We start from the raw sequence: 23805 nt of genomic DNA, 5'->3' as shown, positions 1-23805 counted from the left end.
GATTCGTGGTCGCATGCGTGGCGCCTCACTGGTGGAGTTCGTGATCGTTGCTGCCTTCGTGCTCGCGCCGGCACTTCTGCTCACGCCCGTGCTGGGCAAGATGATCGCGGGTCAGCACAAGTACGAGCAAGGGCTTCGCTATGCGGCCTGGGAGCGGACCGTTTGGCACGAGTCGCGTCCGCGCTTCGTCGATGTGCCGGCGGTGAAGTCGTCCAACGACCTCGCCATTGAGGTCCAGTCGCGCGTGTTCGGCCAGAGTCGAGCGCTGATTCGCAGCGACGATCGCAACCGCACCCGCGCACAGGAGAACCCGCAAGATTTCATCCTGTACCGACCGACAGCGGTGAACCACACGGCTCAACAGCGTGGCTACCGGCCGTGGATGGTCAGCCGCAGCAACAACGATGAGCGGCCGGTCTATGGATCAACGCCGCAAACCCGAGGCGCGCTGTCGGGCCTTGCCGCCAACACTCAGGGCCAGGTAATGCGGACGCTCACAGATCTGACCCCGTTCGAGGTGGAAACCCGCAGCCTCTACACCACTCGCCTTGAGACCAACCTCGAAGACTTGGGTCATTACGACGAGTTCATGCGCAGCGTCAACAACACCGACACTCCGATCGATCTGCGCTTGGACCGAGAGAATGGCAGCCCGCGTCAGCTGTTGCTGCTCGCAGACGGTTGGAATGTGGCGCGGCGCGAGCATGCCGCCGCACAGGCCCGAGCGTTGTTGCCGACGCAGCTTCTGAACAACCAAGGCGTCGAAAGCGCGCTCAACATCATCAGCTGGCTGTTTATCGCCAGGGAGATCGATGATCTGGAGTTCGGCAAGGTCGACACCGAACGCACGCCCGCACATCGACTGGGGCGCTACCAATGAACCGCATCCTGACCCTCTTGCTCGGCGTCTGCTTTTCGGTTGCCGCCTCCGCCGGGCCGTTCGACACCTTCCCTGCGCCCCCCGATGCCGACATCAGCCAGGTCGGCTTGAATATGCGACTCAACGGCGTGCGCATGTCGAGCTGGGATCTCAGAACCACGCGAACCGTGGAGGACGTGCTGGCGTTCTATCGGCGGCAGTGGGGCACCGGCAATGCGCGTGAGCCGGGCTATACCGAAGTGAACCTTGGCGAATCGCGATTGCTGACCCATGTGGACGAGACGCGCGGTCTGATCTACACCGTGCAGCTCACACGCCAGGGCGCTGAAACCGCCGGCCAACTGGCAGTGACCGACCTCTTGGAGGGCAATGGCGTGCAGCCCGAAACCCTGCTGCGCGACTTCCCCCGGCTTGGCTCGACCAGTGTCGAGAGTGTTCTGGAGGCCAACGAAGCGGGCTGGAACAGCCGCACCATTACCGTCAGCAACACGCATTCTGTTCAGCAGAACCTTGAGCAGTATATCCGGGCGCTGGATGGACGCGGCTGGCGGGTCGAGGAAGCCGCGATGGTGCGCTCGGGCGATGGCGCGCTGAGTGCTGCCCGCGGCAACGATCGTCTGCAGCTTGCCGTCACCCGCGTCGACGGCGTCACGCGCACCATTGCGGTCTGGGAAGAACGATGAGCAGGCGACGGCAGGCGGGTTTCAGCTCAACCGAGTACGCGATTGTTGGCGCTGCCATCGTGGCAGCCCTATTGGTTCCGATGCCCGATGTCACACCGTTCGATGGTCGCCCCCTGATCGTGACCCTGATCGATGTGATCAGGTCCGTTTTCGGGAACTTCGCCTACGCAGCCGGATTGCCCAGGTTTCGATAGTGTGCGTTCCGACGAGGCCGCGGGCTGAAGGGCCGTGCCGAAGGCTGGGCAACCAGGTGTGTCTTGGTTTTTGAGGCTGTTCGACCCAGCGCACGCTGCACCGCAGAGCACTTCGCCGGGCTCACGGACTGCCGCCTAGCGCATTGTCTGTAGCTCTTGGGTGCTTCAATTCACGCCGCCGCCTTACGAGTAAGGCAGTCTGTTCCCATCGCATCGACTGGGCCTGATCCGGGCCCGGCACAAGGATTCGCTACACCATGAATGTCAAGCAGAAAATCACGACGGTCGGACAGAGCTGGGGCTTGCTGGTCGGCGCCGTTGTGCTGGGTGCGGTGGCGTTCATGGCGAGCTCTTACTACCTCGAATCGCGCGAGAAGGCGCTGGCCGATGAGTTGCTCGGTCAGCAGGAGCAGCGCCGCGACGTGGTGGTGGCAACCGTCGAGCTTGCCGCGGGCGCGGTGATCTCGGGCGAGAACATGGCGGTCGCTTCGGTGCCGATCGGCCACCTTTCAATGAGTGCAGTCGACCCGAGCCAGTTCGATAGCTTCGCCAATCGTGTTTTGCTGGCGCCGATGTCCCCCGGTGAGCCGCTGCTGGCCCATTTCGCCTCCGGCATCAACGCCGAACGCTTTTCGGACTTGCTGGAGGAGGGCGAGCGCGCGATCACCTTGCCTGTCGATTCGATCAAATCGAACGACGGCATGCTGACCTTCGGCGATCGAATCGATCTGCTGCTGGTGCTGGAAGGCGGCAGTGGCTCGGAGGGCGCGCGCCAGCAACTGGTGCCCCTGGTTGAAAACGTGCGCGTGCTGGCCACCGGACAAACGCCTTTGGCGACGCGTGACGCTGACCTGCCTGCAGGTGAAGATGATCCTGACAATATGTACTCGACCGTGACGGTCGGCGTGTCGGCCGAGCAGGCGACGCAGCTGCTGCTGGCCAAGGACATGGGCAGCGTGGTGGTGCTGCTGCGCAATCGCAGTGACGAGGGCCCGCTGCAGGCCTCGACGCTGAGCGCGGACGGAGTTCTGGGCGGCGGCCGCAGTGATGGCTACGAGTACTTCTCCGGCTCGCAAAGCCAGGGTGGGACACTGCAGCCCAGTAGCCGTGTGGTCGCGGGTCGAACCGAACGCAGACTGCCGACTGCAGCCACGCCACCGGCACCCGATGCGGCCGCGGGCGAGCCTGAAGCGGCATCTGCTGAGCCGTCCACCGCAAACTGATTCAAACCTGGCAGCGCTGCGGCTGCTGCTGGGGTGCAGCTAACCATTGGGGGAGTGCTAGGTGTTTGATCGTGGTCGTGGCAATGGATTTTTGCGGATTCTGGCTGCGCTGGCCCTGAGTCTGGTGGTTTCTACGCAGGCGCTGGCCACTGAATACCTGGAGCTGCATGCCGGTGGCGTCAAGCTGATGCAAATCGGCGAGGTCGAGCGTCTGGTGGTGGGCAATGACCGCTCGCTCGGTTCATCTATGCTCGAGGGTGGTCGTCTGTTGCTGGTGGGCATCGAGCCCGGCACCACGGACCTGCGGGTGTGGCTGCGCGATGGGCGCGAACTGCAGTACTCGGTCACCATCCACCCGCGTGATATCGCGGTGGTGGTTGGAACCGTCAGTGCGCTGCTGGCGGAGTTCCCGGAAGCGCGGGTGCGCGCCATCAATGGCGTGGTGGTCGCCGATGGCCGGGTACCGCGCAGCCAGCTGGACGCGGTACGCAGCCTGATCGCCCAGATTCCAGGCGTGGTCGCGCTGATCGAACCGGCCACCGCACCCATCGAACTGGTGATGAGCAGTTTCAGCGGGGTCAGCGTGCGTGAGGTGGATGGCGTCATGATTGTCGAAGGCGAGGTCGCCGAATCGGAATTCAACCGCTACCAGCTCGCCCTCCGGGATTTCCCCAACGCCGTGTCCTTGGTCCGAACCACCCGCTTCACCGCCGCGCCGATGGTGCGCGTCGCGCTGCGGATACTTGAAGTCAACCGCGAATCCAGCCGCCGGATTGGCCTCAACTGGGATGCAAGCTTCGCCGGCCCCTCGATTGGCAGCACCGGTGCCGCGATCGCCAATACCCGGTTCCGGGTCGTCCCGAACGGGCTCGGCGAAATGGTTCAGAACATCCGGGTGGACGACGCGCGCTGGTTCGCCTACGCAGGCTGGACGACCCGTATCTTCTCCGCCGTCGACATGTTGAAGCTCGACAACGAGGCCACCACCCTGGCCGAACCCAACCTCAGCACCCGCAGCGGTGAGCCTGCAGTGTTCTTCGCCGGCGGTGAGTTTCCGTATCCGGTGATCGGCCAGTTCGGCCAACCGGGTGTGGAGTTCAAGCCCTACGGCATCCGCTTTGAGATCCAGCCGACGGCCGATCTCGCCGGCAATATCCAAACCGTTGTCAAGGCCGAGATCAGCACGATCGACCGTGCCAACATCATCGCCGACGTGCCCGGCCTGCTGAAGCGCGAAACCGAGTCGACGGTCACGCTCAAGTCCGGCGAAACCATGATCATCTCGGGTCTGGTCTCAGCCGACGAAGTGCGCAACATGAACGGCGTTCCCGGGCTCTCACAGATCCCGGTGCTGGGCGAGTTGTTCAAGTCCAGAAACTTCCAGGACCGCAAGACCGAGATGGTGGTGATGGTCACGCCGATGATCGTCGAAAACGCGGACAAGCCCGGCGAGCGCGTCGAGGAGACCACGCGTCGACTCCGCGGTCTGGTCGAACAGCAGATCCTCGAAGGCGCCCTGGCGGAGTAACTGCGTGTATCAGATCAGCGTCTCCACGGTGAAAGGCACCTTGATCAGCAATGAGCTGGTCTCGGAAGAGCTGTGCCGGATCGGCAAGTCTTCGGACAACAACATCGTTCTGCACGGATGGCAGGTCGGCAAACGCCACGCAAGTCTGCGTCTGGTGGGCGCCGATGTGTTCGTCGAGGACCACGGTACCGGCGCAGGCACGCGCGTCAACGGCAATCGCGTGCAGAGTTTCGGGCCTTTGTCCGGCGACGACGTGATCGAAATTCACGGCTATCTGATCCGGATCAAGCCGCCGACCAATCGCTATGTGCCGGCCAACGAAGCCGATGCCCGCCCGCCGTTGACGCCCGTCATCGCACCGGCTGCGGTCTCAGCGCCCAAACAGCCCGCAGCGGTCGCTGCGCACACGACCAGACCATCGCCCCAATCGGCGCCCCAGCCGGTTGCGCATGCTGAAGCCGACACAGAGGTTGACGCCGAAGGTCCGGAAGCGGCGCGCATCTCGGCGCTCACCGTCGAATGGCGACGACGCCTGCACAAGACCCTGCTGGAGCAGATGGACCTGCGTCGTCTGGCCGTCAACCAGATGTCGCACGAGGCCCTGCGCAAGGCGACCGAAGATCTGCTGGATCAGATCCTGCAGGCGCAGACCGACCTGCCACGGGAGCTGTCCCGTCCCGCCCTCAAGAAGCAGGTTGTCGACGAGGCCGTCGGGCTCGGCCCGCTCGAAGAGCTGATCGACGATGACGACGTCAGCGAGATCATGGTGAACGCGGCGGACCAGATCTTTTATGAGCGCGCGGGTCGTCTAGAGAAATCCAAGGTCACCTTTACCGACGATCAGGCCGTGCTGGCCGCGATCGAGCGCATCGTCAGTCCGCTGGGCCGGCGCATCGACGAAAGCTCGCCGATGGTCGACGCACGACTCCGAGATGGATCCCGAGTCAACGCGGTGATCCCGCCGCTGGCTCTGAAGGGGCCGTGCATCACCATCCGAAAGTTCATGAAGGAGCGCCTGACCATCGAGCGACTGGTGGGCTTCGGGTCCATGAGTGATGCCATGGCCACCGTGCTTCGCACGGCAGTGCTGGCCAAACGCAATGCGGTGATTTCCGGGGGAACCGGGTCAGGCAAGACAACTCTGCTGAACGTGCTGGCGGGCTTCATTCCCTTCAACGAGCGCGTGGTCACCGTCGAAGATGCCGCGGAACTGCAGTTGCCACAGCCCAACCTGGTGTCGCTGGAAGCGCGCCCGCCCAACCAGGAGGGCAAAGGCGAGGTCAGGATCCGCGACCTTGTGAAGAACTGCCTGCGCATGCGGCCAGACCGGATCGTCGTCGGCGAGTGTCGTGGCGGCGAAGCGCTCGACATGCTGCAGGCCATGAACACCGGCCATGACGGTAGCTTGACCACGGCCCACTCCAACTCCCCACGTGACTGCGTCGCGCGCCTTGAGGTGATGGTGATGATGGCGGGCATGGATTTGCCCTCGATCGCCATCCGTGAACAGATCGCTTCCGCCGTGAATCTCATTGTTCAGCAGACTCGCTTTTCCTGCGGCCAGCGCAAGGTGACGTCCATCGCGGAGGTCACTGGCGTCGAAGGTGGTCGCGTCCAGCTGGCGGAGATTTTCCGGTTTCGGCAGACCGGATATGACGAACGCGGCAGAGTGCAGGGTTGCTTCGAGCCCACCGGGCTGGTGCCGGAGTTCTACGAAAAGCTGCGCGCGCGTGGCGAGCGTGTCGATCTCACCATCTTCGAGAAAGCCGAGGATCAGGGATGACCCTGCTGATCAGTGTTGGCTTCGCAATCTGCTGCATGCTGCTCGGCCTGCTTGGCGTGCGCGCGTTCCGCAGTGCTGCCACCGATTACCAGAAGGTGTTCACCACCAGCGCCACCGCCTCGATGCGGGACCTGTTCCTGTTCATCGATCCGAACGCGCTGTACCGGATCAATCTTGCCCTGATCGCCTTTGCGCTGCTGATTGTCTGGGCGTTCAGTGGGCTGTTCGTGCTTGCGCTGATCGTCGCGGTGATCGCCGGGTTCGTGCCAGGCGTGATCTTTCGCGTGCTCAAAGCTCGCCGTCTGCAGCAGTTCGTGACCCAACTGCCCGAGGCCCTGCAGTCAATGGCGGGTGCGATGAAAGCTGGCGCCAGCGTGGTGCAGGCGATCGAGATTCTGGTGGCGGAGACCCGCGGTCCGATCAGTCAGGAATGGGGCCTGTTCCTGCGCGAAGTGCGGGTGGGTGTGAGCTACGAAGATGCGTTGGCGAGCCTGCTGGGCCGCGTGCCCAGCGAAGAGCTTCGACTGGTGGTCGCCGGCATGCGTATCTCACGCGAGATCGGCGGCAACCTCGCCGAAACGCTCGAGCGTCTCGCCGATACGCTGCGTCGCAAGCTGGAAATGGAAGGCAAGATCCGCGCGCTCACGGCGCAGGGGCGGATGCAGGGCATGGTGATGACCCTGCTGCCGATCTTTCTCGGTGGCGTGCTGTACTACATGGAGCCGACCCATATGGGCAGGATGTTTACCGAAGTGTTCGGCTGGATCACCGTTTCCGTCGTCATCATCGTGCTGTCGGTCGGCTATTTCTTCATCCGCAAGATCGTCAACATCGACGTGTGAGAATCCCATGAGCGCCCTCATCGCCCTGTTGACCGCTCTGGCCGTGATCGTGGCTGCGGTCTCCTTGCGCAACATCCGTCGCTCGATCCGCGAGGACGATCGAACCTTCCTCGATCCCTTGCCGCCTCTGCTGCGTCTGATCTGGCCCATGGTCAACCTGCTGGTGCAGCAGTTTGGCGACTACGTGCCGGTTGAACAGGTGGAACAGACCCGCCTGAAAATGCGCAAGGCCGGCATGGAATACATGATGACGCCGGTGCAGATGATCGCCCTGCGCTTCGTCTCCGCGCTGGGCTTTGGCCTCGCTGCCCTGCTGTGCGCCTGGCTGCTGGGCGAGGTCAATGTCCTCTATGTGCTGCTGGCGGTGCTGCTCGGCTGGGTCTTCCCGCTGATGAAGGTCAATGACCTGCGCAAGCACCGCGAGAAGAAAATCATCCGCGCGCTGCCGATGTTTCTGGACTTCATCACCATGGCGGTCGAGGCCGGCATGAACCTGTCGGGCGCATTTGCCCAAGCGGTGGACAAGGGCCCGGATGGGCCGCTGCGGGTCGAGCTGCAGAAGGTGCTGCGTGATGTCAAAGCTGGCATGTCGCGAATGGATGCAGTGCGCGCCATGGCGGACCGGCTCGACATCCGTGAGATCCATTCTTTTGCATCGGCGCTGGCGCAGGCTGAGCGAACCGGCGCAAGCCTTGGACAAACCCTGCGGATCCAGGCCGACCAGCGCCGCGTAGAGCGCTTCCAGCGCGCCGAAAAGCTGGCGCTCGAAGCGCCGGTGAAGCTGGTGTTTCCGCTGGTGGCCTTCATCTTTCCCACCACCTTCATCGTGCTCGGCTTTCCGATTGCGATGAAGTTTCTGTACGAGGTCTAGGCATGTTCGCCTACCAGCACGGCGAGGTCCGCTGCCCGCAGCGGGGTGTCCTGTTCGCCCGGGTGCGTCGGCCGGTCGGATTTGCGGCGCGCGCGCGCGGACTGCTCGGCACGGCCCCGCTTGCTGCGGATTCGGGTCTGTGGTTCGACCGTTGCTCGGCGGTGCACATGTTCGGCATGCGCTATTCGCTGGATCTGGTGTTCATCAACAGGGGCGAGGTCATCCGACTGTGCGCGCGAGTCAAGCCGCTGCAGGCACGGATGTGTCCGCGCGCCGACACCACGCTGGAGGTGTGTGTTGGCGCAATCGAGAGTGCGGGCCTGAGTGTGGGCGACCGTCTGGAATTCAGGAGCCCCCAATGAACCGTCCCCTGCTGCTTTCGGTGCGGCTGCTTGTGCTTGGCTTTGCTGCTGCACTGGTTGGCTGCGCTGCCGCACCGGCGCGAGATCAATCCGCACCAATCTCCGCGGCCGCCACTGTGGGCGAAGACAGCTTGATCGAGCTGCAGGAGCGGGCTGACCAGGCCTATGCCGAAGGTCGATTGCTGGATGCCGAGCAGCTCTATCGGCGCCTGCTCAGGGCGCATCCGCGTTCCTCGCATGCGCTGCTGCGCCTCGGCAACACCCAACTGCGCAACAGTGAGCTGGATGCTGCTGCACTGAGCTTCCGCGAGTGCATCAAGTACAGCCCCGAGGATGCTCGCTGCTGGAACAATCTGGCCTTGACCTATGTAAAAATGTCGTCCGACACGCTCGAACAGAGCGTCCAGTTCGTCAAGGATCCAACCCAGGCCGCCCAGCTGGAGGCGTTCCGACGCCGTGTGGTCGGCAGTACCGCCGCCGAGGTTACGGAGGGGCATTGAGATGAACGCAGACCAAGGTCGTCGTGGTTTTGGCAGGCGCTTGCACAGTGGTGCTTCGCTGGTCGAAATGATCATCATCCTGCCGGTATTCGGCCTGCTGGTCGGCGGGGTGTTCGAGCTGAGCATGCTGTATCGGGCGCGAGCGATTCTCGATGCCGCTACCTTCGAGGCCGCCCAGCAGGGCGCGCTTTACAACGCTCGCGTCGACCGCATGCGGATAGGCCTCGCCCAGGGCATGGCGCCACACCTGTCGCGCAGCCGCGATGCAGGCGGTGTACTCGCAGCCTACGGGCGCGCCGAGGTGCGATTGGCTACCGGCGGCGGCGGGGTGCGCATCATCAGCCCGAGCCGCGATGTATTCCGGCAGTTTCGCCAGCGTCAGACCGTGCGGACCAGCCTTGATTCGAACGAGCGCGGCCAGGATGTTCTGCCCAACGACAACCTGCTGTGGCGCGATGCCACCGTGCGTCAGGTCCAGATCAATGGCGTGCGGGTGCCAATGACCGTCCAGGATGCCAACCTGCTCAAGATTGAAACCTACTGGTGCGAACGGATGCTGGTGCCTGCCTTCGATCGGGTGATCGCTGGGGTGATCAACTGGCCGCTGTCGAACCCGCCGCAGTGTTCCGCATATGCCGCGATCAACGGTGGCTACTACGTGCTGCTGCGAAGCAGCTCAGTGGCGCGCATGCAGTCGCCTGCGGTGTTCCGCGACCTGCCCAACTGAGGCGATTCCATACCTTGGCGTATTGACGGGCCGTGGCGCAGGCCCGAGCATGCGCGGATGGAAACCCAGAAATTCGCCGGCGCGCTGGGCCTGCAGCTCGCCGCAAGCATTGGTGGCCCTGAGCACGGCACGCCGATCCTGCTCCTGCACGGTGGTGGACAGACCCGGCACGCCTGGCGTCACGCTGCAGCCGACCTGGTCGGAGCGGGTCGGCGCGTGATCAGCCTTGATCTGCGCGGCCACGGCGACAGCCAGTGGGCGCCGGACGGTGACTACGGTTTCGATGCCTTCGTCGCTGACTTGCGTGCCGTGATCGCCACACAGGAACAACCGCCTGCTTTGGTCGGGGCCTCGCTCGGTGGCCTGACCGCCCTGCTGGTGGCCGGCGAAGCACCGTTGCTGCCGCTGCGCGCCTTGGTGCTGGTCGACGTGGTGCCGCGGCTGGAACGCGAGGGTGTGATGCAGATCGTGCGCTTCATGCTGGCCCACCCGGATGGCTTTGCAAATCTGGACGAGGCCGCCGCGGCGGTCTCAGCCTATCTGCCGCACCGCACGCGGCCCGGTTCCAGCAGCGGCCTGCGTAAGAACCTGCGCGAGGGCAGCGACGGCCGCCTGCGCTGGCACTGGGATCCGCAGCTGTTGGCCGGTGAACGCGTGCCCGATCCCGAACCGGCAATCACCCGTTTCGAAGCCGCCGCCGCGGCCGTGCGAGTGCCAACTCTGCTGGTGCGCGGCGCGCGCAGCGAGATGGTCAGCGAGCAGGGCGTGCAGGACTTTCTGCGGCTGATTCCCTCGGCCGAATTCGTCGATGTCCGCGGGGCTGGCCACATGGTTGCGGGTGACGACAACGACGCCTTCAACGCCGCCGTCGAGGACTTTCTTGAGCGTCTGGACTAGAACGCCAGACACGCCAACCACCCGGCCCGAGCCTGCCCGACACTCCTTGCGGCAGCCACACGGGCTCACTCAATGTTGCGAAGGAGAACCGCATGCCCATTCCCGCCGTGCTCGAAGGCCGCCTCCGACTGCCCCTGGTGGGCGCCCCGATGTTCATCGTCTCCGGCCCCGAGCTGGTTGCGGCACAGTGCAAAGCCGGCGTGGTTGGCAGCTTTCCCTCGCTGAACGCACGGCCGCTGGCGCAACTGGACGAGTGGCTGACCCAGCTCAGCGAGGAGCTCGCCGCCGCCCATGCCACGGCGACCGTGGCTGATCCAATCGCCCCGTTCGCGGTCAACCTGATCGTGCACGCCAGCAACAATCGGCTGGCCGATGACATCGCCCTGGTGGTGAAGCACAAGGCGCCGGTGGTGATTACCAGCCTGTCGCCGCCGGCGGAAGTGGTGGCGGCGGTGCACAGCTACGGCGGCGTGGTCTTCCATGATGTGATCAGTCGCCGCCACGCGGAGAAGGCCGCTGCCCAAGGCGTCGACGGCTTGATCGCAGTGTGCGCCGGCGCCGGTGGCCACGCCGGGCCCTTGAGCCCGTTCGCGCTGATCCGTGAGATTCGGCAGTTCTATCCCGGCACGATCCTACTGTCCGGTGCGATGGCCAGTGGCGCAGACATCTTCGCCGCGCAGGCGCTCGGGGCCGATCTTGCCTACTTCGGCACCCGTTTCATCGCCACCAGCGAGGCGCGTGCGGTCGACGACTACAAGCAGATGCTGGTCGATACCCGCGCCGAAGACATCGTCTACAGCTCGCTGTTCACCGGGGTCAAGGGCAATTACCTCAAGCCCAGCATCGCCCGCGCCGGTTTCGATCCCGACAACCTGCCCGAAGCCGACAAGACCACGATGGATTTCGGCTCGGGCGGCAACACCGATGCCAAGGCCTGGAAGGACATCTGGGGCGCGGGGCAGGGCGTCGGTGGCATCGACTCGGTGCTGTCCACGCATGCGCTGGTGCTCAAGCTGCAGGCGGAGTACCACGAGGCGGCAGCACGCATGGGCCAGATCGCGTTTCGCTAGCGCAGATCCAACCCTGAGGATGGGCGCGGACGATGCGGGTGTGACGGCCGGATCAGGGCATCCATGCCGAGCCCCTTGGGCGTGCCGATGAAGGCGCCTGCAGCACTCAGCCTTTCTCTGGCACGCAGCGCAGGGCGGGGCGCACAACGCAGCGTTGCATCCATGCGCCTTGTCGCCGCCGCGGCCGACATCCATCTTTGCGGTCTTCCACCGATTCCACAGGAGACCGCACATGAGCCAGCCCCGTCGTGTCACCCGTTTGGTCCGCGGCATGCCGACGTCCGATGGCGCCGGCGTGCGGCTGACCCGGGTGATCGGTATTCCCGAGCTGCGCAATCTCGACCCGTTCCTGATGCTGGACCACTTCGGTTCGGAACAGGCTGCTGACTACATCGCGGGCTTCCCCAACCATCCGCATCGCGGCTTCGAGACCGTCACCTACATGCTCGAAGGCCGGATGCGTCACCGCGACAACCAGGGCAACGAAGGCCTGCTGACCTCGGGATCTGTGCAGTGGATGACCGCCGGTCGTGGCTTGATCCACTCCGAAATGCCCGAGCAGGAGGAAGGCCGTATGTCGGGCTTCCAGCTGTGGATCAACCTGCCGGCGCGCGACAAAATGACGGCGCCGCGCTACCAGGACATCGCGCCCGAGCGTATCCCCGAATTCGAGCCGCTGGCCGGCGCCAAGGTTCGCGTGCTGGCAGGCGAGTTCGCCAGCGTGAAGGGCCCGGTCGATGCCGCGGCGACCTCGCCGCTGTATCTCGATATCGCGCTACCGGCCGGAGCGAGCCTGAGCGTGCCCGTGCCCAGCGGACATACCGCATTCGCCTATGTGTTCGAAGGCAAGGCCGCGCTGGCCGGGCAGCCGGTCAGCACCGATGTGATGGCTCTGCTGTCGGAGGGCGACACCGTGGAGGTCGCAGCGCCCGAGTCGGCTGCACGCCTGATTCTGGTGGCGGGACGGCCGCTGCGCGAGCCGATCGTCCAGCACGGCCCGTTCGTGATGAACCATGCGCATGAGATCCACCAGGCGATTGCGGATTACCAGGCCGGCAAATTCGGGCCGCTGCAGGTTTGAAGGGCCGGGATTCGGGATTCGGGATTCGGAGCAATGCGCGGCGGGATCGAGCGCCGCGGCCAGCGTCCTTCAACGACCCAAGCATCGCACCGCCTCTACTTGCCTACCCTCGGCAATCCCGAATCCCGAATCCCGAATCCCGAAACCGCACCGCTACCGATTCGTCAGCTGAATCTCGATCCGCCGATTGCGCGCCAAGGCCTCTTCACTACCGCCCGGGTCCAGCGGGTGGTGTTCGCCGAAGCCGTTGGCGGCCAGGCGCTGCGGGGCGATGCCGGCATTGGTCAGGAACTTCACGATCGCGATCGCGCGTGCCGAGGACAGCTCCCAGTTCGACGGGAAGCGGCCGGTGCTGATCGGGCGGCGGTCGGTGTGGCCGTCGATGCGCAGTACCCAGTCGATGTCGGCGGGAATCTGTGCGGTGACTTCCTTCAGCGTTGCGGCCAGCCGCATCAGTTGATCGCTGCCGGCCAGATTGAGTTCGGCGGAGGCGCTTGGGAACAGCAGCTCCGAAGGCACCACGAAGCGGTCACCGACGATCTGGATATCGGCGCGATTACCGAGCGCAGCGCGCAGTTTGCCGAAGAACTCCGAGCGGTAGCGCGTCAGCTCGTTGACGCGGTCAGCCAAGGCCAGATTCAGGCGGGCACCGAGTTCGGCGATCTCGACGTCCTTCTGCTTGCCGGTGGTTTCCGCAGTCGCCAGCGCCGCTTCGATGCGCTCCATCTGCTCGCGCAGGGCAAGCAGCTGGCGGTTCAGCAGCTCGGCCTGCGCCGCAGCTTTGGCCGACAGATCGGTCTGCACCACCAGCCGCTCGGTATTCTGTTCCAGCTCGGCCAGTCGCGAGGCCAGCTCAGCCTCAAGTTGGCGTTTCAGCTCAGCGAGGGCGTTGACGTCGGCGGTCAGCTGCGCGCGCTGCTGTTCGCTGTCGGTCAGGGTGGTGCGTGTGCTGTCGAGGTCGAGCTGCAGCTGGGCGCGTGCGGACTCGCTGGTCGACAGACTGGCTGAAAGCTCACCGACTTCGGTCAGCGCCTGGGTTTTCGCACCGCGCTCCATCGACAGCGCGCTGGCGAGTTCTGCAAGTTCGCGGTTGAGCGCGTCGAGCGCGCGGTCGCGGCCCGACAGTGCGTCGGTCAGGGCGAACTGGCCAACGCTGAAAACAAGCAGTAGGAACACCAGCACCATCAGCAGGGCCGACAGCGCATCGACGAAGCCGGGCCAGAAGTCGACGCCGCGGCGGCGGCGCGCGGCAAGCGTACTCATGCGCCGCCTCGACGCGGCTCCGAGGCCGCCGCGATGGTGCGTCCTAGCAGACGGAACTCGGCGCGCAGGTCCTCGTTCAGGCCATTGTTCTGGCCCAGCGCTTTCAGCGCGCCGCGAAGTTCGGTCTGGGTCTCGGCCAGCCGCGCCAGATGGGTGCTGAGCTCGACCATCTGTTCATTGGCGCTGCGACGCTCGCGTTCGCTTTCGACGATGGCACGCTGCATCCGCTCCAGGCCATCGGCGGTCTGCTCCAGCAGCGCCTGCACATAGGCCGGCACGCTGGTGTCGCCTTCACCGCTGCCGATGCCACCGGCCGACAGCCGGGTCATGCCGGACAGCCATTCTTCGAGTTCGTTGTAGAAGCGGTTGGCGGCGCGGCCGGTCAGCAGGTCGGTCAGGCCGAGCACCAGCGAACCGGCGAGGCCGAACAGCGAGGTCGAGAAGCTGGTGGCCATGCCCGACAGCGGACGCTGCAGGCTGGTCTTCAGGGTCTCGAACATCGCCGCCGCATCACTGCCACCGGACAGCCCGCCGATGATCTCGCTGACCGAGCCAATGGTGATCAGCAGGCCCCAGAAGGTGCCGAGCAGGCCGAGGAAGATCAGCAGGCCGATCAGATAGCGCGATAGATCGCGCTGTTCCTCAAGGCGCAGATAGACGCTGTCGAGGATGGTGCGGGTGGAGGCGGTGGAGAAACTCTGCGGCTTGCGCTCGTTCTTGCCGAACATCTTCGCCATCGGCGCCAGCAGCACCGGCGTGCCCTGTGCGGCGCGGTCGGGGCCGGAGCGCCGCAGGCTCTCGATCCACTTCACCTCGCGCTGCAGGCGCAACACCTGGGCGAGGTTCACCGCCAGGCCGACCACGAACACCGCGACGATCACCCCGTTGAACACCGGCGTGGCGCCGAATGCCGCACTGAGAGGCTGCATCAGCCCGGCGGCCACCAGCGCCAGCAGGATCAGCACGCCGAGGATCCAGAGAAGGACACGGATCGGTTGGCTCATCAGGGTTCTCCAGTATTGGGATGGCGCGTGGCGCGGACGCGCAAGCATGCGGGTGCGGCCGGCGGGTTTGTTCCCTGCCAGCTGAACGGGTGGCACACGGTGTGCAGGCATCCCCGCATGCGGCCCGGCGGGCAATTCGCCGACCGGGCACACGGAAGTCCTTGCTAGACTTCGCGAAACTCACCCACCGGTGCAGCCGTCCACAGTGGCGTTGCACGCTTGCGGATCAATCCATGTCTTCGGCGCCTCAACTTCCATTCGACATCAGCCCGAATCCGGCGTCCTCGACGGCCGGGCGGGTTGCCGCGTGGGTGCAGGATTTTGGCCGTGTGCTGCTTGGAAACTGGGAACCCAAGCGCGCGCTCGACCTGCACGAGCAGCTGGACGAACTGGTACACGCGGCCGACAGTGAGGGCGACGCCGAGCTGTGTGAGCACGCGATCGCGCTGTCGGTCTACCTGTGTTCGTTCGCGGAAGAGGGGCGTCAGCCCGATGCGGGCCAGCGTCAGCGGCTACGCCGATTGTGCGAAGACCTCGCACCCGGCGTGCCGCTCGATCTGTTGCCCTTGACCGTTGAGCCTGCACCGGCCCTGTCCGAGGTATGCCCGATCCTGCTGCTGATCAGTCACGACGCGACGCTTGGCCCGCTGCTGGCGGAGCGTCTGCACGATTCCGGCATCGAGGTGCAGACCCGCGACAACGTCGAGCTGGCTCTTGAGTCGCCGGTCAGCGGCGCCGTCGATGCGGTGTTGATCGATGCCTCCGAGCTGCCCGAATACGCACGCCGCGCGCGCGCCTTCGGCCACACCTACCGCAGCGAGGATCGCCGAATCGCCTTGCTGGTGCTGACCCGCAACGCCGACCCGAACGAGCGCATGTTCGCCCTGCGCGCCGGCGCCGACGACGTGATTCGCCATGCCGACGGTGTGGAGGCGCTGGCCACGCGGGTCGCCGAGGCCCTGCAGCCGGGTCAGGCGCGGCCGTTCCGGGTGCTGATCGTCGATGACGACCGCAGTCAGATTCTGTTTTGCGAGGCCGTCCTGCGCAGCCAGAACGTACAGACGCGGGCCTGCATGGACCCGGATCTGGCGATCGAGGCGGTGCAGGAGTTCCAGCCCGAAGTGGTCCTGCTCGACCTGTACATGCCCGGCATCGACGGCATCGAAATCGCCTCGCGCATCCGCGCCCTGCCGGGCAGCGAGCTGCTGTCGATCGTGTTCCTGTCGGGTGATCACGAGCAGGACGTGCGTTTCGATGTGCTCGCCGCCGGCGGCGACGACTTCTTCACCAAGCCGATCCAGCCGCGTCATCTGGTAACCGGCGTCATCAGCCGCGCCCGCCGCGCGCGCGCGCTGGCCAGGCGCCTCGGCGTCGGCTGAAGTCCTTGCGGCACCCCACTTGCGCACCCTGTTGGCCGTGTAGACACGGCTGAAGCCGCCAATACCGCGCTTTTGCGAGCCTGTGGCTGCGCGCGCCACCGCGGCGCCTGCCTGAATCGAAACCCAATGAAATCCGAGTTCCGCAGCGTCCGGGACTTTCGGCCTATGTGTTTCCACTCTGGTGTGGTAGTTTACCAGCACACCACATCACGGAGACACCCATGAACAGCGCCCACCCGCCCAGCCCCCAGCGCTCGCTGCCGGTCACAGCCGAGGCCCTGCGTCATCCGGTCGCTTCGGACACTGAATCGCACGAGCGCTACCGCGCACGTGATTTCGGCATCGGCTACGGCACCAGCAGCGGATATGCGCAAACGCGCCGCTACGTGCCGAGCATGCGCTGCAGCCCGTTCAGCGTCCGCTAGAGCACCCCACCGCAGGCCAGGACGGCTTGCGGATCAACAGCCCCGGAGCTGTTGGTCTTTTCGGTCGAAGCCCATGGAGGGTGCGACGACCGCGGCCAAGGATGGCCAAGCGCAGCTGCTTCGAGGTGTTGCGATGTTGCCGTAGGGCATCGCAGCAACGCTTCGGAGCAGGGCTCCCACCCCAGCCAGCGCTCACGGCCGGACAGGCAGCTGTCCGGCCGTCATTGTTTGCAGCTACCATTCGATAATTCTCAAAATATGAAACATATGAACACCGACGCCGCCCTCGATTGCCTGCGCGCACTCAGCCAGGAGCACCGCCTCGCAGCCTTCCGCGCCCTGGTTCAGGCCGGGCCGGTCGGGCTGGGCGTGGGCGATCTGCGTGATCGACTCGGCATTCCCGGCCCGACCCTGAGCGCGCATCTGAACCAGCTGCGCGCGGCCGGCCTGGTGCGTGATCAGCGCGATGGCCGCCACATCCAACTTGGCGCCGACTTTGAACAGATGAACGCCCTGCTCGCCTACCTCACCGAAAACTGCTGCGCCGGCGCCGACTGCAGCCCCGTCGCGGCCAGCTGCCCACCCCGCACCGCCCCGGAAGCCTGAGCCATGACCGTCAAAGTTCTGTTCGTCTGTGTCGAAAACGCCAACCGCAGCCAGATGGCCGAGGCCTTTGCGCGCATTCACGGCGGTGAGCACATCGAGGCCTACAGCGCCGGCTCCAAGCCCTCTGGCGTCATCAACCCGAAGGCGGCACGGTTCATGGGCGAAGTGGGCTACGACCTGAGCGGCCACCGATCGAAATCACTGGAGGAGATCGACGGCATCGACTTCGATGCCGTGGTCACCATGGGCTGCGGCGATTCCTGCCCGTGGGTGCCGGCCAAGCGGCGCGAAGACTGGGCCCTGCAGGACCCCAAGCACATGGAAGATGACGCCTACCGCGCAGTGCGCGACGACATCTCGCAGCGGGTCAAAACCCTGCTGACCGAACTCGGCACACCCGCATGAGCACCGTCACCGCAGCGCGGCCCGGGCTCGATCTGTTCGGCCGCTATCTCAGCCTGTGGGTGGCGCTTTGCATCATTGTCGGCATCGGCCTCGGCGAGCTGATGCCCGGCGCGTTCACTGCGCTGGTGGCGATGGAGGTCGAGCACGTCAACCTGCCGGTGGCGGCGCTGATCTGGCTGATGATCATCCCGATGCTGCTGAAGATCGACTTCGCGCGGATGGGTGAAGTGGGCCGCCAGGCCCGTGGCATCGGCGTCACCCTGGCGGTGAACTGGTTGATCAAGCCCTTCACCATGGCGGCCCTGGGCTGGTTGTTCATCTACGGACTGTTTGCCGCCTGGCTGCCGGCCGACCAGCTCGACAGCTACGTCGCAGGTTTGATCCTGCTCGGCGCCGCACCCTGCACCGCGATGGTGTTCGTGTGGTCGAACCTGGTCGATGGCGAACCCAACTTCACCCTGAGCCAGGTCGCGCTCAATGATGCGGTGATGGTGGTGGCGTTCGCACCGATCGTCGCCCTGCTGCTCGGGGTCTCGGCGATCAGCGTGCCCTGGGCGACCTTGCTGCTCTCAGTCGGCCTGTACATCCTGATTCCGGTGCTGGTCGCGCAGATCTGGCGGCGCTGGCTGTTGGCCAGCGGCGGTGAAGCGCGTCTTGCCAGCACACTGGCCCGCTTGAACCCGCTGTCGATACTCGCCCTGCTCGCAACCCTGGTGCTGCTGTTCGGTTTCCAGGGCGGCCAGATCCTGGCCCAGCCCTTGATCATCGTGATGCTGGCGGTGCCGATCGTGCTGCAGGCCTATCTGATCGCCGCCATCGCCTTCGGCCTGAACCATCGGCTGAAGGTGCCCTACTGCGTGGCCGGGCCCTCGACCCTGATCGGCACCAGCAACTTTTTCGAGCTGGCGGTCGCAGTGGCGATCAGCCTGTTCGGCCTGCACTCGGGCGCGGCCTTGGCCACGGTAGTGGGCGTGCTGGTGGAAGTACCGGTGATGCTGTGGCTGGTAACGATGATCCGCCGCGGTGAGGGCTGGTACACCCGTAGCGTCGGCTGATCGAAAGCACCTGGGTGGTGCGAAACGCGCGCAGGTCATCCCCGAATCGGTGCGGCGCCCTCGGGGCCGCACCGGAATATGCAAATAAAGCAAAGGCTTGAGCCCGTGCTCCGGTTGGCACGATGATTGCTGCAACCGCAGCACACCCCCAACCCGCGGAGCGTTTCATGTCGTTCGAACAGGTACAGAAGCTGGCCCAGGACAACGAGATCGAGTGGATCGATCTGCGCTTCACCGACGTGCGTGGCGTTCAGCACCACGTCACCTTCCCGGTGCGCGTGCTCGAACCCGCCCTGTTCGAGGACGGCAAAATGTTCGACGGCAGCTCCATCCCGGGTTGGCGTGGCATCAACGAATCCGACATGGTCCTGCTGCCGGATCCGAGCACCGCCTACATCGATCCATTCACCGCGGACCCGACGATGGTGCTGATCTGCGACATCCTCGACCCCAAGACCATGCAGGGCTATACCCGCGACCCGCGCGGCGTGGCCAAGCGCGCCGAGGCCTATCTGAAGTCGACCGGCCTGGCCGACACCGCTTTCTTCGGCCCCGAGCCCGAGTTTTTCATCTTCGACTCCGTTCGCTACAAGAACGACATGAGCGGCGCGATGTTCGAGGTCGACTCCGAAGAAGCAGCCTGGAACAGCGGGCGCAAGTACGACGGCGGCAACTCTGGCCACCGCTCCGGCGTCAAGGGCGGCTACTTCCCCGTTTCGCCGGTCGATTCGCTGCAGGACATCCGCGCCGAAATGTGCCGCCTGCTGGAGCAGGTCGGGATTGAAGTCGAAGTGCATCACCACGAAGTCGCCGGCCCCGGCCAGTGCGAGATCGGCGCCAAGTTCAACACCCTGGTGAAGAAGGCCGACGAACTGACGATGCTGAAGTACATCGTCAAGAACGTTGCCCACCGCAACGGCAAGACCGCCACCTTCATGCCCAAGCCGATCGTCGGCGACAACGGCAGCGGCATGCACGTACACCAGTCGTTGGCCAAGGGCGGCGTCAACCTGTTCAGCGGCGACGGCTATGCCGGCCTGTCGCAGATGGCGCTGTGGTACATCGGCGGCGTGTTCAAGCACGCCCGCGCCATCAACGCCTTCGCCAACTCCACCACCAACAGCTACAAGCGTCTGGTGCCCGGCTACGAGGCTCCGGTGATGCTCGCCTATTCGGCCAGCAACCGCTCGGCCAGCTGCCGCATTCCCTTCGTCAGCAACCCGAAAGCGCGCCGCATCGAAATGCGCTTCCCGGATCCGATGAACTCCGGCTACCTGACCTTTGCTGCGCTGATGATGGCCGGCCTGGACGGCGTACTGAACAAGATCGACCCGGGCGAGCCCAGCGACAAGGACCTCTACGACCTGCCGCCCGAGGAAGAGAAGAACTTCCCCACCGTTTGCCACAGCCTCGACCAGGCGCTGGAAGCACTCGACAAGGACCGCGACTTCCTCAAGGCCGGTGGCGTGATGAGCGACGACTTCATCGACGGCTACATCGCCCTGAAAATGCAGGAAGTCACCAAGTTCCGCGCAGCCACCCACCCGCTGGAGTACCAGCTGTACTACAGCCTGTAAGCACATCCGACCCACACCCTCCCCAGGGTTCGATCGGTGAACAAGCGGGGCCTGCGCAAGCAGGCCCCGTTTCTTTTGGGTTCCAGCAGACGCAGGCACATACCTGCGCAACCCAGCCCTGCTCGCGTGGGTCGGATGAGCGCAGCGCATCCAACACCCAGCGACTCGGCCCCGGGTCGGTCGGACAAGCGCAGCGCATCCGACACCGAGCACCGCGGAGCCCGCAGATCCGGCGCCAGCAACGCCACAGACCAGCCTGTAACATCTAGCAGCAGCAGCACCGGGTCGAACCCCGTATGGTCGAACGAATGCGCCCCCTCTGGGGCACGTCGAAGCGGGGGAACTGCGGTGACTGTGTACGCAAGGGCCAGCCAAACCGAGTCAGGCGCTTGGCGCTTCCAAGCGCTGGTCGACCATCTCGATGGCGTTGCCTCCCGCGCCGGCACGTTCGGCGCCTGCTTCGGCGCGCAAGCGCTGGCAGAGCTTGCCGGGCGCTGGCACGACCTTGGCAAGTACGCGGGTGTTTTTCAGCGCTGCTCCTGGCGCATCACCTTGCAGAATCAAGCACGCCGCGCTGACACGGGCACCACAGGCCTGAGACATTGACCACACCTGCGTCTCAGGCAACTGCTCAAGCTCACCTCGCTCAGGAAAGAAGCGCTGTGGACCCATTTCACTACTGGGGCAAGGCAGATCCTCGATTGCCAGATTCGCACAACTGGCATCCCCTGCCGTACCACTCGCTCGACGTGGCGGCGATGGCTCGAACCTATCTCCAGGCGCACCCGCGCTTGCTCAGGTTGTTCGCAGACAGAATGCATCTCGCGCCCGATCTCACCCTGGATTGGCTGTGCTTCTGGCATGCGCTGCACGATCTCGGCAAGTTCGCGACCACCTTCCAGAACCTTCGCCCCGATCTGCTCAATCGTCTGCAGCAGCGCAGCGCCACGCTCGCGTACACCGTGCGTCACGACACCCTTGGTGACTTCCTCTGGAAGGATTCGCTGCTGGTTCGCCAGGACGCGCTCGGCCTAGGCGATGAGCGCAGCCTGTGGCGGCGGGCGTTCGCGCCCTGGGTGGCCGCAGTCACCGGCCACCACGGTCAGCCGCCGCAGGCGCGTACGATCCACCGCGATCAGCACTTCAAACTCGCCGACGAAGTCGCCGCTGCCGACTACATCAGGCAGGTGCGACAACTACTGCTGCCAGATGATCGGCTGGCGCGGGTTCTCGCACTTGGCCCCGAGGCGCTTGAAGACACGGGGCGGGAGCTGTCGTGGTGGCTGGCCGGCCTTGCCGTGCTGTCTGATTGGCTGGGCTCAAACACTGCGCACTTCACCTACCACGCTGAGCCGATGCCCATGTCGGGCTACTGGACGCGGGCGCAGACAATCGCCCAGACGGCGTTGGAGCGATCCGGGCTGCAGCCATGCCCAAGCGCGTCGCCGCACTCGCTGGCTGAGCTTTTCGACTGGCCCCGAGCCGGCACTGACGTGCTTCAGCCCACGCCGCTGCAGGCCTGGGCAGAACGGGTGGAGATGCTTGAGGGCCCGCAGCTCTACCTATTGGAAGACGTAACGGGCGCAGGCAAGACCGAGGCGGCGCTGGTATTGGCGCACCGCCTGATGTCAGTCGGGCAGGCGGATGGGGTGTTCATGGGGCTGCCCACCATGGCGACCACCAATGCGATGTACCGCCGAATCCAGCAGATCAGTCCGCGCCTGTTCAAGCCCGGTAGCCGACCCAGCCTGACGCTTGCGCATGGGCAGCGTGATCTGGTGGAGGCCTACACCACCAGCATCCTCGCCGGTGGCGTGGTTGAAGCCGACGGGCTGGAGGAAGCAGACACCGCCAGTGCCCGCTGTGCGGCGTGGCTGGCTGACAGCAACAAGAAGTCGCTGCTGGCCCAGGTGGGTGTGGGCACCATCGATCAGGCGCTGCTGGCGGTGCTGCATGCAAAGCACCAGTCGTTGCGGCTGCTCGGACTGTTCCGAAAGGTACTGATCGTTGATGAGGTACATGCCTGCGACCCCTACATGCAGCGCCTGCTGGAGTGCCTGCTTGAATTCCATGCAGCGGCAGGCGGCAGCGCGATCCTGCTCTCTGCTACGCTGCCCCGCCACATGCGGCAGGCCCTGGTGCGCGCGTATGAACGCGGCCTTGGGCTCAAGGCCGTGCCGCTGCAGGCGGCGGACTACCCGCTGGCTACCCGAGCGGGTTCAACCATTCCGCTGGAGGTGCACGTAGACACCCGGCCCAGCGTGCGTCGGCGCGTCGAGATCGACTACCTCGACGACTGCGCTGCCGTGGACGCCGAGATACGTGCGGCGCTGCAGGCGGGGCGTTGCGTATGCTGGATCCGTAACACCGTTCGTGAGGCTATCGATGCCTGGCGGCGCTTCTCAAGCGAGCTAACAAGCGATCGGCTGAGCCTGTTCCACGCGCGTTTCACCCTCGGCGACCGCTTGCGCATCGAGGAAGAGATCCTTGAAGGCTTCGGGCCAGACAGCACAGCCGATCAGCGTCGCGGGCGGTTGGTCATCGGCACCCAGGTGATCGAGCAATCGCTGGATGTCTGCTTCGACCTGCTGATCGGTGATCTCGCACCGATCGATCGTCTGGTTCAGCGCGCTGGCCGCCTGCAGCGACACCGGCGCGATGCCAAGGGCGATCGTATTGACGGGCCTGATCAGCGCGGCGGTGCACGCATGATCGTGTACGGGCCCCGCTGGACCGAGAACCCCGATGCCACGTGGCACAGCGCCTTCTCGCGAGGCTCGTCCTTCGTCTACGCCAACACCGGGCAAATCTGGCTGAGCGCGCGCCTGTTGCAGCGTGGCGCTTTCTGCATGCCCGAGGATGCCCGCGACCTGATCGAAGGCGTGTTTGGCGAAGCCGCGCAGGACGATATCCCTGCAGGGCTGCGCGCCATAAGCGATCAGCAAGAGGGCAGGGACTGGGCCGACACCAACCACGCGCACAGCCGGCAGCTCAAGCGCGCCCAGGGCTATAGCTGCGGCGACTTTGGCGACTGGTGGTCGGATGACTTCGGCCCCAGCGTTGAGGCCCTGGACGAGTGGAGCGCGGGTGCAGAGACGCGCTTGGGGGAGCCGAGCTGCACGTTGAGATTCGCCCGATGGGAAGGCGCCAACTTGCAGCCAGCTCACTCGCAGACCTACCACGCTTGGGAGGCCAGCAGCCTTCGGTTGCCGGCCCGGATGGTCGGTGAACTCGTTCTGTCCACAGCAGACCGTGCGGCAGTGGAAAGGACGTGTCTCGAGCTGCCGGACAAAGGCAAGTGGTCGATGTTGGTGCCCTTGATCCCCGACACACATGGCTGGGTGTTCCAATCCAAAGACAGTGCGGGGCGAAAGACGCGCTGGCGGTATAGCTCGACTGCGGGACTCACAGTTGACTGATTCAGCATTCTCAGGAATTGAGATTACGTCG

Annotated in this window: 23 protein-coding genes; 20 read left to right on the top strand and 3 right to left on the bottom strand. The window is 65.0% G+C overall.

Annotated elements, in window-relative coordinates:
* Window positions 1–13 precede the first annotated feature (13 nt).
* The 13 genes from ACIQ7H_RS03145 to ACIQ7H_RS03085 all read left to right on the top strand — a co-directional run bounded on the left by ACIQ7H_RS03145 (window position 14) and on the right by ACIQ7H_RS03085 (window position 12641).
* Window positions 14–880, top strand: a complete 867-nt coding sequence (locus ACIQ7H_RS03145; protein WP_395788297.1) for a hypothetical protein — start codon at window positions 14–16, stop codon at window positions 878–880.
* Complete coding sequence (locus tag ACIQ7H_RS03140) at window positions 877–1563, top strand: hypothetical protein (protein WP_395788296.1); 687 nt, start codon at window positions 877–879, stop codon at window positions 1561–1563. Before ACIQ7H_RS03145 ends, ACIQ7H_RS03140 begins: the two co-directional genes overlap by 4 nt.
* A 451-nt stretch (window positions 1564–2014) precedes the next feature.
* On the top strand, window positions 2015–2980 hold the full coding sequence (gene cpaB, locus ACIQ7H_RS03135) for a Flp pilus assembly protein CpaB (RefSeq protein WP_395788294.1): 966 nt from the start codon (window positions 2015–2017) through the stop codon (window positions 2978–2980).
* A 61-nt stretch (window positions 2981–3041) separates the two neighbouring features.
* Complete coding sequence (locus ACIQ7H_RS03130) at window positions 3042–4508, top strand: type II and III secretion system protein family protein (protein WP_395788292.1); 1467 nt, start codon at window positions 3042–3044, stop codon at window positions 4506–4508.
* 40 nt (window positions 4509–4548) lie between these two features.
* Complete coding sequence (locus tag ACIQ7H_RS03125; protein WP_395788290.1) at window positions 4549–6291, top strand: ATPase, T2SS/T4P/T4SS family; 1743 nt, start codon at window positions 4549–4551, stop codon at window positions 6289–6291.
* A complete protein-coding gene (locus ACIQ7H_RS03120) occupies window positions 6288–7133 on the top strand; it encodes a type II secretion system F family protein (protein ID WP_395788288.1) in 846 nt (281 codons plus the stop codon). The genes ACIQ7H_RS03125 and ACIQ7H_RS03120 overlap by 4 nt, the downstream gene beginning before the upstream one ends.
* A gap of 7 nt (window positions 7134–7140) precedes the next feature.
* The gene (locus ACIQ7H_RS03115) at window positions 7141–8004 is read left to right on the top strand and encodes a type II secretion system F family protein (RefSeq protein ID WP_395788286.1); all 864 of its coding nucleotides are present in this window, start codon (window positions 7141–7143) and stop codon (window positions 8002–8004) included.
* A 2-nt stretch (window positions 8005–8006) separates the two neighbouring features.
* Window positions 8007–8366, top strand: coding sequence for a DUF192 domain-containing protein (locus tag ACIQ7H_RS03110; RefSeq protein ID WP_395788284.1), 360 nt, complete (start codon window positions 8007–8009; stop codon window positions 8364–8366).
* Window positions 8363–8866, top strand: a complete 504-nt coding sequence (locus ACIQ7H_RS03105; protein WP_395788282.1) for a tetratricopeptide repeat protein — start codon at window positions 8363–8365, stop codon at window positions 8864–8866. Before ACIQ7H_RS03110 ends, ACIQ7H_RS03105 begins: the two co-directional genes overlap by 4 nt.
* A gap of 1 nt (window position 8867) precedes the next feature.
* Window positions 8868–9593, top strand: a complete 726-nt coding sequence (locus ACIQ7H_RS03100; RefSeq protein WP_395788280.1) for a TadE/TadG family type IV pilus assembly protein — start codon at window positions 8868–8870, stop codon at window positions 9591–9593.
* A 57-nt stretch (window positions 9594–9650) separates the two neighbouring features.
* A complete protein-coding gene (locus ACIQ7H_RS03095; RefSeq protein WP_395788278.1) occupies window positions 9651–10490 on the top strand; it encodes an alpha/beta fold hydrolase in 840 nt (279 codons plus the stop codon).
* A 92-nt stretch (window positions 10491–10582) separates the two neighbouring features.
* Entirely contained in the window at window positions 10583–11560 is a 978-nt protein-coding gene (locus ACIQ7H_RS03090) for an NAD(P)H-dependent flavin oxidoreductase (protein ID WP_395788276.1), read from the top strand.
* A gap of 232 nt (window positions 11561–11792) precedes the next feature.
* Window positions 11793–12641 (top strand): pirin family protein, encoded by an 849-nt coding sequence (locus tag ACIQ7H_RS03085; RefSeq protein ID WP_395788274.1) that lies wholly within the window; start codon window positions 11793–11795, stop codon window positions 12639–12641.
* A 153-nt stretch (window positions 12642–12794) separates the two neighbouring features.
* Here ACIQ7H_RS03085 and ACIQ7H_RS03080 read toward each other — a convergent pair whose 3' ends face one another.
* On the bottom strand, window positions 12795–13904 hold the full coding sequence (locus ACIQ7H_RS03080) for a peptidoglycan -binding protein (protein WP_395788272.1): 1110 nt from the start codon (window positions 13902–13904) through the stop codon (window positions 12795–12797).
* A complete protein-coding gene (locus tag ACIQ7H_RS03075; RefSeq protein WP_395788270.1) occupies window positions 13901–14908 on the bottom strand; it encodes a flagellar motor protein MotA in 1008 nt (335 codons plus the stop codon). Before ACIQ7H_RS03075 ends, ACIQ7H_RS03080 begins: the two co-directional genes overlap by 4 nt.
* A 233-nt stretch (window positions 14909–15141) precedes the next feature.
* Between ACIQ7H_RS03075 and ACIQ7H_RS03070 the strand changes: the two genes are divergently transcribed.
* The 6 genes from ACIQ7H_RS03070 (at window position 15142) to glnA (ending at window position 20355) form a co-directional block, all read left to right on the top strand.
* Window positions 15142–16287 carry a response regulator gene (locus ACIQ7H_RS03070; protein WP_395788269.1) on the top strand — a complete coding sequence of 382 codons (1146 nt, stop codon included), beginning with the start codon at window positions 15142–15144 and terminating at the stop codon, window positions 16285–16287.
* Window positions 16288–16508: 221 nt separating this feature from the next.
* A complete protein-coding gene (locus tag ACIQ7H_RS03065; protein WP_395788267.1) occupies window positions 16509–16712 on the top strand; it encodes a hypothetical protein in 204 nt (67 codons plus the stop codon).
* 258 nt (window positions 16713–16970) lie between these two features.
* On the top strand, window positions 16971–17318 hold the full coding sequence (locus ACIQ7H_RS03060) for an ArsR/SmtB family transcription factor (RefSeq protein ID WP_395788265.1): 348 nt from the start codon (window positions 16971–16973) through the stop codon (window positions 17316–17318).
* A 3-nt stretch (window positions 17319–17321) separates the two neighbouring features.
* Entirely contained in the window at window positions 17322–17723 is a 402-nt protein-coding gene (locus ACIQ7H_RS03055; RefSeq protein ID WP_395788262.1) for an arsenate reductase ArsC, read from the top strand.
* The gene (gene arsB, locus ACIQ7H_RS03050; protein WP_395788260.1) at window positions 17720–18778 is read left to right on the top strand and encodes an ACR3 family arsenite efflux transporter; all 1059 of its coding nucleotides are present in this window, start codon (window positions 17720–17722) and stop codon (window positions 18776–18778) included. Before ACIQ7H_RS03055 ends, arsB begins: the two co-directional genes overlap by 4 nt.
* A 167-nt stretch (window positions 18779–18945) precedes the next feature.
* Window positions 18946–20355 carry a type I glutamate--ammonia ligase gene (gene glnA, locus ACIQ7H_RS03045; protein WP_395788258.1) on the top strand — a complete coding sequence of 470 codons (1410 nt, stop codon included), beginning with the start codon at window positions 18946–18948 and terminating at the stop codon, window positions 20353–20355.
* Between the two features lie 381 nt (window positions 20356–20736).
* On the opposite strand, the gene ACIQ7H_RS03040 is transcribed toward glnA, so the two are convergent.
* Window positions 20737–20958, bottom strand: a complete 222-nt coding sequence (locus tag ACIQ7H_RS03040; protein WP_395788256.1) for a hypothetical protein — start codon at window positions 20956–20958, stop codon at window positions 20737–20739.
* Window positions 20959–21017: 59 nt separating this feature from the next.
* Between ACIQ7H_RS03040 and cas3 the strand changes: the two genes are divergently transcribed.
* Window positions 21018–23774 (top strand): CRISPR-associated helicase Cas3', encoded by a 2757-nt coding sequence (cas3, locus tag ACIQ7H_RS03035; RefSeq protein WP_395788254.1) that lies wholly within the window; start codon window positions 21018–21020, stop codon window positions 23772–23774.
* The last annotated feature ends 31 nt before the right edge of the window (window positions 23775–23805 follow it).

The sequence above is a fragment of the Aquimonas sp. genome (assembly GCF_044377145.1).
GTDB lineage: Bacteria > Pseudomonadota > Gammaproteobacteria > Xanthomonadales > Xanthomonadaceae > Aquimonas.
Note: the sequence above shows the minus strand (reverse complement) of the source record. Positions and strands in the feature narration are given on the sequence as shown.